This is a genomic window from Clostridium perfringens ATCC 13124, assembly GCF_000013285.1.
Taxonomy (GTDB): Bacteria; Bacillota; Clostridia; order Clostridiales; family Clostridiaceae; genus Sarcina; species Sarcina perfringens.
In genome coordinates, this window is the sequence record NC_008261.1 from 1871388 (window position 1) to 1885867 (window position 14480).

Genomic DNA, 14480 nt, shown 5'->3' on the forward strand with positions numbered 1-14480 from the left:
TAAAATTATTTTTTAAGTTGTATTTATAGATTAAAATTCATATTTACAATTAAATCTCTAAAAATAAACTTACTTTTTAATAAAAGAATTTTAAAATCAAATTTAAAATCTATTTAATTACACTTTTAATATTATTAAATAGGTCTTTATTTTCTTTTATCTTTTCTTCATTGCCTAGTACACAGATGTAGTCTTCCTTCATTAAATCTTTAATCATAGGTGCAAAACTCTTAATTTTTTCTACATCTGCATTTATGATTTCTTCTCTTTCCTTTTGAAGATCTTCATAAGTAAAGTTACTTAAGTAGTATGAAACTGCTATATCACCTTTTATTCCATTGCTTATAGGTTGATCATATTTTCTTATTGTACCTATGATGTATTTAGTCATTTCTCTTTCGTCAGCTTCAAAATCATTTAAATACTTAGGTATATTATCATAAGCTTCTAAAGTGCTTTTTATATTAGGATCTCTATATGAAACTATATATGCTCCGCCATCTCTTCTAAAGTTAGAGAACACTCCATAAGCTCCACCTTTAACCCTTACGGCATTCCATAAGTAGTCAAATCCTAGAATACTTTCTAATAAAGATAGTGCACCAGAATACTTATATCCATGAGTTTTATAATTTCCACCCTTAGCTACATATTGTACATTTCCTTGAGTTAAAAGCCCTTCATTTTTCTTTCCTAACTCAAAATTATATTCTTCTTTTTCAAAATCATTATTATTTGTTTTGCTTATTAAATATTTTACTTTTTCCTTAAAGTTTTCATATTCCTCTTCTTTTCCTGAATAACTTATAAGCATATTTCCCTTATTAAAGATTAAGTCTCTCACCTTTTTTAAGCTATCTGATATCTTTGATTTTTTATCTTCCTTCTCTATATTTACTAGAAAATCATAATAATCTAATCCACTTATTTTTTCATCATAAGCTCCTCTATTTGTAGAGTATGATAAAACTTTTTTCATAGCTATTCTATGACCACTATCGAATATAGCACCTTCTAATCTAGCTCTCTTTTCTCTAATTATTTGCATAATTCTGTCCATATCATCTAAGTCAGTGTGATTTACAATCTCATCAACTAATTCTATAGCTTTATTAGTCTTGCTGCTTAATGCTTTATATGAAATTTCTAAATATGGTCTAAACTCATTATTTTTCTTTAGATTAGCAAAAGTTATAGCTCCAAAACTTATTCCACCTGTACTTATATTTATGGCATTTGATAACTTAGAATAATCATAATTTTCTGTTCCACACTTACCTAATATATCGCATAGTAATCCAACATAAGGTATTAAATCTTCAGGAACACTATTTGTATTAAAGAAGAAATTAACATAGTCTATTTTATTAGTATGGAAATCATGGTGTAATGTTGTAATTCCATCTATCTCTTTCTCTTCTGTAGGAATTTTAGTTGCTTCTTTATCTATATCCTCTAAAGATAACATAGGAATACTTTCTAAATCTTCTTTTTTATCAGGTGTACTTTGTCTTTCTTTTAACTTTTTACAATTATCAATTATTTCATTTAAAGTCTTTTCATCAAAACTATTTTTAATCTCTTCTAACTTTTTCTTTAATTCAGCTGACTTTTTCTCATTTATTCCTTTTTCAGGATGAAGAGAAACAAGTGAAGAGTGAGTATTATTTATCATATATTTTTCTATTAAATCTTCAAAGTAATTGCTTGTTAAAGCAGATTTTATTTTTTCAAGATTTTTTTCATATTCTAAATGAACATATGGATCCCCATCATAAAGCCAACTATCCATAACTTTTAAATAATAAATTAATCCATTAGGATAAGAACCATAATCTCCTTCTCTTAATTCAAATTCAACTCTATTTATGGAAGCTTCTATAAGTTCTTTATCTATTCCATTTTCAACTAAATCCTTTAAAGTATCCATTACTACTTTTTTAAATTCTTCTTCTTTGTTTAGCTCTGCATTCTTAACTAAAACAGTAAAGGCTGATTGTTTAGTTGAGTTATCAAAGTCTCCTGATACAGCTTTCCCTATACCTGCATCTATTAATGCTTTCTTTAATGGTGCTGCTGTGCTTCTTGTTAGAAGATATGCTAAAACATCAAAAGCTAAGCCTTTTTCTCCGTCTGTGGCATCTCCAATTACAAAGTTTAAACTATAATAACTTTTATGATTTAAATCTTCACTTTCAGCTATTCCATAAGTAAAACTTTCTTCTTTCATACTTTCAAAGGATTTTTGTTCTTTTATTTCTGAATCTATCTCTTTATATTCAAAATTCTTTAAATACTCTTCATTTATAAATTCTAATTCTTTTTCAGTATCTCCATTACCATATAAGAAAATATATGAGTTCGATGGATGATAATATTTCTTATGAAATTCCACAAACTCTTCATAAGTTAAATTTGGTATTTCATCAGGATCTCCTCCTGAAGATAAGGCATAACAAGTATCTGGGTATATTGTTTGAGGAATCTTTCTATAAAGTATAGAATCTGGAGATGAGTATGCCCCTTTCATCTCATTATAAACAACACCATTATACTTTAATTCATCTTCCTTATTTTCTATATAATAATGCCATCCCTCTTGCATGAATATTTCCTTATGCTTATATATATTTGGATATAATACAGCATCTAAGTAAACATCCATAAGATTCATAAAGTCTTTTTCATTTCTTGATGCTACTGGATATATTGTTTTATCTGGATATGTCATAGCATTTAAGAATGTATTTAAAGACCCTTTTAAAAGCTCTACAAAGGGTTCCTTAGTATTAAATTTTCTAGAACCACATAAAACTGAATGCTCTAAAATATGAGGAACTCCTGTACTATTTTCAGGTGGTGTTCTAAATCCTATTGCAAAGCACTTATTGTCATCTTCACTTAGGATTTTTATAAGTTTAGCCTTAGTTTTTTCATGCTCAAACCTTAAACCTACTCCACCTATTTCATTTAAATTTTCTATGTTTAAAAGTTTAAATCCACTATAAATATTATTCTCTTTAAAATTCATTTTTCACACTCCTATGGAAAGGTATTTTGTTAATATGTTTATTTTAATAATTGTACCATAATTACCCTATATTAAAAAGTTTGCTGTTATAGATTAAAATTTATCCCTTTAGATAAATTTAGTTTTTTAAATAATATATTCTAAAAATAAAGATTATCCTAGTTTATTTATTTCCAAATAGCTTTTAATTTATTTAAATTTCTTCCTATATTTTGTTTAAGAGAATGTTAATTTCTAAATAAAAAAGAAATGATATAACTAAATCTATATCATTTCTCTTTTAGCTTAAGATTATTCCTTATGGTTAATTAATTTTATTAAATTTACTAATATTTCTTTTTAAAATATTAAACTAAAAATTATGTATATAATTTTTATAGTATTCCAAAATATCTAGCAATAACATATAAAATTATTGCTCCACCACCTAAAAAACTAACCTTTGCATTTCTTTGATTATTAGCCATAACTTTTTCAAATATTCCTCTAGCTATAAGCAAAGCTCCAGCTGCCACACCAACCCATTGATTTGTTGTAAACCATTCCGGATTAAGGTATGTATAAAAGTATCCGATTACAAGTGGGAAAATAAAACATCCAAAAATACTTCTTATAAATGGAATTTTTCCTTTTACTAATTTCATCTTATGTAATTCTCCTTTACTCTCTTATTACATATTAATTTTATCAACATTTTTAAAAATTTAAAAGCATATATCTCTTATTAAGTTAATATTTACTTTTATTTATTATTTTTTTTAGTTATTCATCATATACATTATTGAATTATGTATTAAAAATAGGAGGAGCTTAATGAAAAGAAAACCAAAAATATTATTAGTGACTTCTTTATCCCTAATAGTATTATTAACCTTATCCATATATGTATCCTTAAACAAAAAGAAAACTTCAGCATTTTCAGAAGCCATAAATTTATTAAAAGAACCTGACAAAAAAGAAGATGATGAATTAAAGGGAAAATTTGAAGAAGTACTTCAAGACTTATTTAAAAATAGAAATATAGCCATATTAAACAATGATTTAGAGGAATTAAAGAAATTTTATGATTTAGAAAAAAAGCCTAGTCTTTGGGCCTATGAAAGTGAAAGTAAAAAAGTTAAGTATTTAAACAACTGGTCTCAAAAACAAGGAGTTGTATTTAATGAAATAAAATCAAAAACTGAAATAAGAAAGGCTAGAGAAAGAGAAAAGGACTTATACGGAATAATATGTGTTGTTTCAAGTGAATTTACATATTATTATCTTAATGATCCTCTTAAAACTAATACCTTTAGATTAGGTACTTATCACTATTTAAATTTAAAAGATGAGGGAGATAGGTATATTATCACTAAGGAATGGTACACTGATCCTTTTGCTGATTCTCTAGATTTAAATAATATAAAATCTGATGAAATTAAATCCTATATTTTAAATAGTTCTAGTCCATCTTATTCACCTGATGAAAGAACACAGAAAGCTATAGATTATGCACATACCTATTGTGGAGCAGCTGCAGATGATGAACTTGGTTTTAACTATAATAAAAAATACACAGACTTTAACCCTCAAGGAGGAGACTGTGCAAACTTCGCCTCTCAAATTCTTTTTGAAGGTGGTGGATTTAAGAAAAATTCAACATGGAACTATTCTGATGGTGAAGGTTCTAAGGCTTGGGTAAATGCTCAAGCATTTAAAAATTACATGGTTAATAGTGGACGTGCTTCCTATATTGCTAAGGGTAAATATTCCGAAATATATAAAGCGGCCTATAACTTAAGACCTGGTGATTTTGTAGCTTATGAAAAAAATGGACGAATAACTCACATTTCAACAGTTACAGGATTAGATAGTAAAGGTTATCCCCTAGTAACTTGTCACAACACAGATAGACTTCTTGTTCCTTTTGATTTAGGTTGGAGCAATGACAATATACGCTTTCATCTAGTAGATGTTTATTATTGATTTAAATATAAAAATGATATGTATTAAAGTTTTAATACATATCATTTTTAACTATAGTTCTACTCTATATTTTTCTAAGGACTTAACTATTAAATCAGCTATTTTCTGTTGATATAACTTATCTCCTAATAAAGCGTCATCTTCCCAATTGCTCATAAATCCCATCTCTAAAATTATTACAGGTCTTTGTGACCAGTTAAATCCAGTCATATCTTTTCTTTCAAAAACGCCGTTAACTTTTACTCCACCCTCTTTTAAAGTTTCACTTAAAATTTCTCCATATTTCTTACTTTCTTCATATATACCTTTTAACTCCCTTTGTTTCAGAGGAAGGAATTAAAATTGAGGCTCCTCTTTTTCCTGAATTATTTGACCCATCACAGTGAAGTTTTATTGAAATATCTGCCTTTGATGTATTTCCTATTTCTGCCCTTTCTCTATTGCTTAAGGTAACCTGGTTTTTCTCCCTTGTCATAACTACTTTATAGCCCTCTCTATTTAAAAGCTCTTTTAAGATCATAGCTACTTCTAAGTTTATTTCATACTCCTTATTTTTTGTACCAACTCCCGCTGTCCCTGAAGATACTCTAGGCTTTTTTTCATTAGACCAAGGTGCTATAGGTTCAAGCTTCTTATCTCCTTTTTCTTGATGCCCTGCATCAATACATATAGTAACCTCTTCTTTTTCTTTTCCTAAAACTTTCTCTCCCAGTAAAGTAGTACTAACTAAATTTACTAAAAGAAAAATTCCTAATAAAAATATAAATCTCTTTTTCATAATAAAAATCCTTTCTAGTATTTAAATAATAAATAGTATTTCTCTAAACACTAAAAAATATTATTCACTGGTTTTACATATAAATTTTTCATGTTATAATTTTAAAGTCTTAAATTATGTCTAATAAAGAATTTAATATAAATTAAAGGAGATACATATGAAAAAAGTTAATTTTAAGGGAAGTGTAATGTTAAATCCTACTCCAGTAGTTCTTGTTACTTCTAAAAATAAAGAAGATAAAGTAAATGCTTTTACTGTTGGTTGGGTTAGCACAGTTTGCACTAAACCTCCAATGATCGCCATGGGAATAAGACCGGAAAGATTATCCCATGAATATATAAAAGAAAGCAAGGAATGTGTTATAAACTTACCATGTAGAGATATGGTTAAATTTGTTGATTTTTGCGGTGTAAAATCTGGAAGAAAAGTTGACAAAATTAAACACTTTGGATATGCCCTTGATAAAGGAATAGCTGTAAGTACTCCTTCTATTGAAAAAGCACCTGTAGCTTTAGAATGTAAGCTTAAATCTATAACACCTTTAGGTACACATGACATGTTTTTATTTGAGGTTCTTAATGTAAAGGTTGATGAAAGTCTTATAGATGAAAAGGGAAAGATTCATTTTAATAAGGCTAATTTATTAGCATATAGTCATGGAGAATATTTTGGTCTTAATTCTAAACCACTAGGTTCTTTTGGTTATTCAATTAAGAAAAAGAAAAAATCAAGATAGTATTCCTAACTAAATATAAAAAAGACACTAAGAAAATTTATTTTTACAAATTCTCCTAGTGTCTTTTTTTAATTCTTATATAATAAAATCTTTATAAAGTTTATTATTATATTTTCATATGTATAATTAAATTTCTTCTTTAGCAGAGGTTAAGAATTGAATTTCTTCTAAGACAGAGCTTGCCCTGCTCTCATCTACCATAACCACTAAATAATCTCCACTTTGTATTTCAATAGATCCCTTAGGGATTATTTCGTTATTTCCTCTTTTTATTGCAACTAAAAGAGCTGTCTCTGGCCAATTAACATCTTTTATTTCTTTTCCTTCTGCTTCACTACCAAGTTCTACTCCAACCTCTAATAGAGTTTTATTATTAGAAGGTTCTTCTACTTCTGAACCAACCTTTTCTATCCATCTTTCTAATAAAGATTCATATATTGGTTCACTTTTTAGTAAGTCAGATGTTACATAGGAAATTATTACAACTACAGATAAAGCTAGCATATGTTCAAAAGAACCAGTCATCTCTGTAATAAGTATTATACCTGTAATAGGTGCCTTTACTATTGAAGCAAAGTTACCTGCCATAGCTAATATTATAAAATCTATTATATATTGATTTGGAACTCCAAATGCATTACAACTTACTATTCCAACTATATTTCCTACTACTGCACCTAAAAGTAATAGTGGGAAGAATATACCACCTGGTGTACCTGCACCAAAACTTATAATAGTTAATAAAAATTTAACTAAAAGCACAGCTAAAAGAAGCTTTATTGGAAAGCTCTTAGTTGCTAAATCCATTATAAGTTCATGTCCACCACCTAGTATTATTGGTGCGAAAATACCTAATATACCTGTTAATAAGAAAGGAATCATTACCTTAACTTCTACAGGAACATTTTTAAACTTTCCATATAAACTTTGTACTTTTAAAATTCCCTTTGAGAATATTGCACCACCTATACCTAAAATTACTCCTAATATTATTAATACCCAGTAATACTTTAAAGGTAATACAGGAACATTTTCTATTCCTAAACTAGGATTCATTCCCAAAAATTGTTTTGAAACAAAATCAGATACTAAGGATGCTGCCATTGCAGAAACTAAAACTAAAGGTGAGAAACTCTTATGTACCTCTTCTAGGGCAAATATTACCCCTGATAAAGGTGCATTAAATGCTGCTGCTAAACCAGCTGAAGCACCTGAGGTTATTAAATATTTTTTCTCTATATTTATTCTTTTTAAACCATTACTAAATCCTTCTCCTACAGCGGCTCCCATTTGTACTGATGGGCCTTCTCTACCTAAAGACAATCCAGCTCCTAAGGAAATTACTCCTCCTAAGAACTTATAAATTAAAATCTTTAGCCAATTCATTTTAAGTTTACCAATTAATTCTCCTTCAACTTGAGGAATACCACTTCCTGAAATCATAGGCTCTCTTCTAACCATAAATCCAACAAGTGCTCCTAAAATAGCTAATATAACTAAAACTATAATCATATTAGTTATACTTAATGCTGCCCATGCATAAAGCTTTTTAAAAAGTGGAAATAAGTAATTAACAATAATTCTATTTAGTACTAAAACTAAAGAACATAAAAGTCCTATGGCAGCACCTTCTAGAACTAATTTAAATCTTAAATCCTTTCTATGTGACAGTACTTTTTTCGTACTCTCATTACTCAAAGATTTCCCCTCCTTACACTTAACATTTTATTAACATATTTATTATACCCTTATGTTTTTACAGATTCAAATTTAATTAAACTTCAATTTCAAATTATTTTTTCAAAAAATCTCATTGTAAACCTTACACTCTTCTTATAGCAATAGTTTTACATAATTTTATTTTCTTAATATAAAATCTTATTAATTAAAAATATGTAATTTCTTAAAAATTTTATACATATTATTAAAATATGAAGATTATATGAAAGGGTGTGTATCCATGAGTCTTTTTACTTTTAAAAAAGGACTTCATTTACCTTATAATAAAGAATTTACTAAGGATAAAAGCATAGAGATTTTTAAACCTAAAAAAGAGTTGATTTTCCCACTTTCTCAACATATAGGAGCACCCTGTGAGCCTATAGTAGAGGTTGGTCAAAAAGTTTTAGTAAATGAAAAAATAGCTGATTCTTCAGCCTTTATTTCTGCTCCTATTCACTCTAGTGTATCTGGAACTATAAAAGATATTAGAGAGATTCAATCTATAAATGGATCTAATACACAGGCAATAATCATAGAAAATGATTCTAAATATGAAAAATATCCAAGGGAAAATCTTAAATATTCTAGTGAACTTTCCCTAAAGGATGTGGTTAAGTTAGTAAAGGACTATGGCATAGTTGGCCTTGGTGGTGCTACCTTTCCTTGCCATGTAAAGCTTAATGTTAAAGAGGATAAAGAAATTAAATATATAATTATAAATGCAGCTGAATGTGAACCCTATTTAACCTGTGATCATAGGGTTATGCTAGAATATACGGAAGAAATAATTAGTGGCTTAAGAATCCTTTTAGAACTTTTCCCTAAGGCATTAATCTACATAGGTATAGAAGACAATAAATTAAACGCCATAGATAAATTTAAAAGTATTTTAGGAGAAGATAATAAAATTAAGGTAATGCCATTAAAAAGTAAATATCCTCAAGGCTCTGAAAAACACTTAATTTATGCTTTAACTAAACTTCAAGTTCCTTCTGGAAAGCTTCCTTTAGATATAGGATGTATTGTTTTTAATGTATCTACTATATATCAATTATATGCTAGTTTAATAAATGGGTTACCTTTAACAGAAAGAATTATAACAGTAACTGGAGATTCCATAAGATCCCCTAAAAATTTAAGGGTTAAAATTGGAACACCAGTAAAGGATATAATTGAATTTTGTGGTGGATTTATAAATAAACCAAATAAAATCATATTAGGTGGACCAATGATGGGAACTGCTATAAATTCTTTAGATCTCCCTATTACAAAAGGTACCTCTGGCATTTTATGCTTATCTAAAGTTGATGATTTTCCTAAGAGCCATTGTATAAGATGTGGAAAATGTTTAAATTCATGTCCAATGAATTTAATTCCTCAAAAATTAAATGAACTTGCTTTAAAAGATAAATTAGATGAATTTGAATTCCTTGGTGGAATGGATTGTTTAGAATGTGGTTGCTGTACATTTTCCTGTCCTGCAAAAATTTCTATAGTAAATAATATTAGAAATGCTAAGAAATCTCTTAGAAATAAATCTAAAAATTAAAGGGGTGAAAAAAATGGTTGATACAAAACAAGAATCTATGGAATCCTTAATATTAAGCCACATAAATGACGAGAATCTTTTAGTTGATTCATCTCCTCACATAAAAGATAAATTATCAACACAGAGCATAATGAGAGATGTTTTAATAGCTCTCATTCCAACCTCTTTAGTTGGTGTATTAGTATTTGGATTAAGAGCAATTTTTATAATTGCAACCTGTGCAATCTCAGCTGTAATTTCTGAATACGCCTTTCAAAAAATAACAAAAAAAGAAATCACTATAAAGGATTTAAGTGCTATTGTTACAGGAGTTTTACTTGCTTTAAATCTACCTATTAATACTCCTCTCTGGGTGGCATGTATTGGCTCAATTGTTGCCATAGTATTAGTAAAACAAATTTTTGGTGGTATAGGATGTAATTTTATGAATCCAGCCTTAGCAGCTAGGGCTTTTCTACTAGCAGCTTGGCCTGAAAGCATTAGTATATTTACATTAGATGGAGTTACTACAGCTACCCCATTAGCTTTACTAAAAAATGGACAAGGAAATCTTCCTTCTTTAAGCAATGCTTTTCTTGGAAACATTGCAGGATGCATAGGAGAGGTTTCTTCTCTAGCTATACTAATTGGTGCTTTATACTTGCTTTATAGAAAAGTAATAACATGGCATATTCCCCTTGTTTATATTGGTACGGTTTTAATATTAACTACTGTTATAGGTAGAAATGGCTTTTTAAGTGGAAATGGAATTTATGAAATCTTTACAGGTGGATTATTTTTAGGAGCCTTTTTCATGGCAACTGATTATGTAACTTCTCCACTAACAAAGAAAGGACAAATTATATTTGCCTTTGGCTGTGGCCTTATAACTACTTTAATAAGAATATTTGGTGGTTATCCTGAAGGGGTGTCATATTCAATTCTTCTTATGAATTTACTTGTACCTGTTATTGATTATTATATTAAACCTAAAGCCTTTGGTAATGAAAAATAATTTTTAAATTTGTATATAACTTAATATATTTGACAATAATACTAACTGTAGGGTTATTTAATCTATACAGCTGTTCCTATATAATATTTCTCTACTTTAGAGAGTTACTTTAAAACCATATTCTAAAATGTACGCGTTATTATTTTAGGGTTTTAAATTTCTCTAAACTCATTTTTCGTTATGGCTAATCTGCTGTAACCTCTTATTCATTAAGATAGCTCAGAAGGATTTTAAAATACTTTCTGAGCTATTACGTTATTTTAATTTTAAAATTTTATTAATTTAAAGATCTTATTAATAAATACTATTATTATTTTCTATTTAAGCTTTCAACTTCAAATTCTTGAAATCTATATTTCTGTCCTGTAGGATTTTCTTTTTCCTTTGGAACTTCCTCTAAAAACATATCATAAGGTCTTACAAATTGGCCACACTCTCCATATAAAGCTCTATATAATACCATCTTCTCTCCACTTTCTGAATGAGTAACTACTCCCTCTACTAAGTAGAGATCACCTTTAAAATGTCTAAATATTTTTCCTATACTTTTTTCAATATTTCTCTCCATTAATAACTCCTCCTAAAAAACAAAAGGGTTTGTATCAAAATTCAGTAATAAAACTTATTTTGAAACACGCCCTTTTATTTTATATTTAATTTCTTTAAAACACAATAAATAAGCTTATAAAAAACTAATTATTCAAATATGAAAGTTTCCATTTCATCAATAGCTTTATTTACTAAAGCTTCTATATCAAGCTTTCTTTCTGCTATTATCATGTCCTTAACTCTAGGCTTAGTCTTTGGATGTTTTGGTACAAATATTGTACAACAATCTTCATATGGAAGTATTGATGTCTCATAAGTATCTATATCTCTTGCAATATCCATTATATCCTCTTTATCCATAGCTATTAGAGGTCTAAATACTGGTCTATCTGAAACATCATTACTTACCATAAGTCCTTCCATAGTCTGAGATGCCACTTGCCCTATACTTTCTCCAGTAGTTATTGACTGTATTTTCTTTCTTTCAGAAAGTTCACAAGCCACTCTCATCATGAATCTTCTCATTATTATTGTTAATTCATCTTCTCTACACTTCTCTATTATATCCATTTGTATTTCTGTAAAAGGAACCACATAAAGAGTTATTTTTTCTGTGTATCTTCCTACTATTTTTGCTAATTCCTTAACCTTATCCTTAGCTCTTTCTGAAGTGTATGGATGAGAATGATAATATACACAATGAGTTTCAACTCCTCTTCTAGCCATTAAATAAGCTGCTACTGGTGAATCAATTCCTCCTGATAACATAACCATAGTACTTCCGTTCATTCCATATGGTAAGCCTCCTACAGCCTTTATTTTATCTTTATCAGTAAACACATAAGCATTTCCTCTTATTTCTACATAAAGCTTACACTCTGGATTATGTATATCAACTTCTATTTCATCCCCAAGTTCTGAAAGGATATATCCTCCAACAGCTCTTGAAACCTCCATAGAATTCATCGGGAATTTTTTATTAGCTCTATTTGTTTCTACTTTGAAACTCTTAGCTTTGCTTTCTTTAATTTTCTTTAATCCCTCTTCTTTTATTGAATCAAAGTCCCCTTCAACCTGAGTAACTAAGCAAAGTTCTTTAACTCCAAAAACCTTTTTTACCCTTTCAATAACTCCATCTAAGTCTTCTGATTTTATGAACCATCTATTTTGATCTGTTATAAATTCATGATCTATATCTTTTAACTTTTTTCTTATATTTTCTTTTAATTTTCTCTCAAACTTATTTTTATTAAGCCCCTTTAAAAATATTTCTGAGGCATATTTTACTAAAATTAAATTATTCATATTTTTATTCTCCTTAAAAATTTTAAAGCTTTTTCTAGTGAAGCTATGGTGTAATCAACTTCTTCTAAATTGTTATATCTAGAAAAGCTAAATCTTATAGCCCCTTGAATGCACTTTGGTTCTAATCCCATAGCATTTAATACGTAACTTCCCTTTGATATAGAAGCTTTTGAAGAACAGGCTGACCCTGTTGAAACAAATATGTTATCCTCCTCTAAAATGTGAAGTAAAACCTCTGATCTAATTCCTAAAAAAGAAACATTTAATATGTAAGGACTATATTCTTCACTACTAGGGCTATTTATTACTACATTTTCTATTTTAGAAAGTTTTTCTATAAAATACTCCTTAAGATTTTTTACATGATTATAAGAATCTTCTAAGGAATCATAGGCAATATCCATAGCCTTTACCATGCCCATATACGAAGGAGTATTTTCCGTTCCTGCCCTTAGTCCTCTTTGTTGTTCTCCACCAGTTATTAAGGATTTTAAATTTAATCCCTTTCTCATATACATGAATCCAACTCCCTTTGGGCCATGAAACTTATGAGCTGAAACAGAATAAAAATCTATATTACATGCCTTAACATCAATTTCAAATTTTCCAAAACCCTGTACTCCATCTACATGAAATTTTGCTCTTTTACTTTTTTCTTTAATTAATCTTCCTATTTCCTTAATCTTTTGTACGCTTCCCACTTCATTGTTAACCTGCATTATAGATACTAAAACCGTATTTTTATTTATTGCCTCTTCTAATTCTTTTAAATCTATAAAACCTTTATTATTAACCTTTAAATATGTTACACTTACACCTTGCTTTTCTAATTCCCTATAAGTATTTAAAACACTAGAATGTTCAAAGGTTGTAGTTATAATATGATTATTTTCTCCAACTACTCCTTTAATAATCATATTATTGCTTTCACTTCCTCCTGAAGTAAAGATTATTTCTTCCTTAGAAGCATTTATTTTTTTTGCAATACTTTCTTGAAGCTCTTCAATCTTTCTTTGCATCTTTACCCCTAATTTATGTAAAGATGATGGATTACCCCAGAATTCATCCATAGCATAATAAACTTCATCTCTAACTTCCTTTAAAGGCTTAGTAGTAGCACTATTATCAAAATAAACTTCCATCTTCACCCTCCTTATACTTATATAATTTCTATATACATAATTATATATACACATTTCTTATATCATATTAATTATTAAACCATAATAATTATCCTTATCAAAAACATTTTCTACCAAATACATAAATTTCAAAAAAAATTCCCAACTTAGATTATTCTAAGTTAGGAATTTTTCTATTCCATGGCAACAAATTCTACCTTTTCAACACCATGAACTAATTCTATTTCATTTAACATTTCCTTTATATCACACTTCATAGTTGATATGTCTATTGTGAAACTTACATGAGCTAATCCATGTATAGGTAGCCCTTGATCTATTGTAAGTATATTTCCCCCAACATCTGATAATATATTTAAAACAGATGATAAAACTCCCTTTTCATGAGTAACAACCATATTAAATATAACTTTTCTACCTTGAAGGGTTTCTGCAAATTCAAATATATAGTCTTTATACTTATAATAAACACTTCTACTAATACCAGCTTGCTTTGCAGCTTCTGTTATCTCCTTAACTTTTCCTTCTTTTAAAAGTCTTTTAGCGTTTATTACCTTTTCAAAAACTTCTGGTAATACTCTTTTATCTATAACTAATAAATTTCCTTCCATTGGAACTATTCACCTCTTTACATCTATAAAATATCCAAAATCCAAGTAAAATAATAGCCCTCTTTTATTCGCTACTTATTAAAATACCACCTATAATT

Annotated in this window: 13 protein-coding genes; 4 read left to right on the top strand and 9 right to left on the bottom strand. The window is 28.3% G+C overall.

The annotated features are described in order from the left end of the window. Nucleotides 1-109: 109 nt before the first annotated feature. Together CPF_RS08045 and CPF_RS08050 are read right to left on the bottom strand one after the other, a co-directional pair. On the bottom strand, nt 110-3031 hold the full coding sequence (locus CPF_RS08045; protein ID WP_011590829.1) for an insulinase family protein: 2922 nt from the start codon (nt 3029-3031) through the stop codon (nt 110-112). 374 nt (nt 3032-3405) lie between these two features. Beyond that, nucleotides 3406-3675 (bottom strand): hypothetical protein, encoded by a 270-nt coding sequence (locus CPF_RS08050; protein WP_003454555.1) that lies wholly within the window; start codon nt 3673-3675, stop codon nt 3406-3408. Nucleotides 3676-3844: 169 nt separating this feature from the next. On the opposite strand from CPF_RS08050, the gene CPF_RS08055 reads away from it, so the two are divergent. Beyond that, nucleotides 3845-4996, top strand: coding sequence for an amidase domain-containing protein (locus CPF_RS08055; RefSeq protein ID WP_003457302.1), 1152 nt, complete (start codon nt 3845-3847; stop codon nt 4994-4996). Between the two features lie 51 nt (nt 4997-5047). Here CPF_RS08055 and CPF_RS15205 read toward each other — a convergent pair whose 3' ends face one another. Then, on the bottom strand, nt 5048-5323 hold the full coding sequence (locus CPF_RS15205; protein WP_320153868.1) for an N-acetylmuramoyl-L-alanine amidase: 276 nt from the start codon (nt 5321-5323) through the stop codon (nt 5048-5050). After that, entirely contained in the window at nt 5292-5774 is a 483-nt protein-coding gene (locus CPF_RS08060) for an N-acetylmuramoyl-L-alanine amidase family protein (protein WP_265092965.1), read from the bottom strand. Before CPF_RS08060 ends, CPF_RS15205 begins: the two co-directional genes overlap by 32 nt. 157 nt (nt 5775-5931) lie before the next feature. Between CPF_RS08060 and CPF_RS08065 the strand changes: the two genes are divergently transcribed. Next, nucleotides 5932-6510 carry a flavin reductase family protein gene (locus CPF_RS08065; RefSeq protein ID WP_003457263.1) on the top strand — a complete coding sequence of 193 codons (579 nt, stop codon included), beginning with the start codon at nt 5932-5934 and terminating at the stop codon, nt 6508-6510. A 126-nt stretch (nt 6511-6636) separates the two neighbouring features. On the opposite strand, the gene CPF_RS08070 is transcribed toward CPF_RS08065, so the two are convergent. Further along, nucleotides 6637-8208, bottom strand: coding sequence for a ClC family H(+)/Cl(-) exchange transporter (locus CPF_RS08070; protein ID WP_003475779.1), 1572 nt, complete (start codon nt 8206-8208; stop codon nt 6637-6639). Between the two features lie 262 nt (nt 8209-8470). Here CPF_RS08070 and rsxC point away from each other — a divergent pair, with 262 nt between their 5' ends. Next, complete coding sequence (gene rsxC, locus CPF_RS08075; RefSeq protein ID WP_011590830.1) at nt 8471-9781, top strand: electron transport complex subunit RsxC; 1311 nt, start codon at nt 8471-8473, stop codon at nt 9779-9781. A gap of 13 nt (nt 9782-9794) precedes the next feature. Further along, a complete protein-coding gene (locus tag CPF_RS08080; RefSeq protein ID WP_003478008.1) occupies nt 9795-10775 on the top strand; it encodes an RnfABCDGE type electron transport complex subunit D in 981 nt (326 codons plus the stop codon). Between the two features lie 310 nt (nt 10776-11085). Here CPF_RS08080 and CPF_RS08085 read toward each other — a convergent pair whose 3' ends face one another. From CPF_RS08085 to CPF_RS08100, 4 genes are all read right to left on the bottom strand, one after another. Further along, nucleotides 11086-11343 (bottom strand): DUF1653 domain-containing protein, encoded by a 258-nt coding sequence (locus tag CPF_RS08085; RefSeq protein ID WP_003475769.1) that lies wholly within the window; start codon nt 11341-11343, stop codon nt 11086-11088. Between the two features lie 128 nt (nt 11344-11471). Continuing rightward, a complete protein-coding gene (thiI, locus tag CPF_RS08090; protein WP_004459380.1) occupies nt 11472-12629 on the bottom strand; it encodes a tRNA uracil 4-sulfurtransferase ThiI in 1158 nt (385 codons plus the stop codon). Next, on the bottom strand, nt 12626-13771 hold the full coding sequence (locus tag CPF_RS08095) for a cysteine desulfurase family protein (RefSeq protein ID WP_011590831.1): 1146 nt from the start codon (nt 13769-13771) through the stop codon (nt 12626-12628). Before CPF_RS08095 ends, thiI begins: the two co-directional genes overlap by 4 nt. Before the next feature lie 173 nt (nt 13772-13944). Beyond that, a complete protein-coding gene (locus tag CPF_RS08100; protein WP_003454663.1) occupies nt 13945-14382 on the bottom strand; it encodes an ACT domain-containing protein in 438 nt (145 codons plus the stop codon). Nucleotides 14383-14480 lie beyond the last annotated feature (98 nt).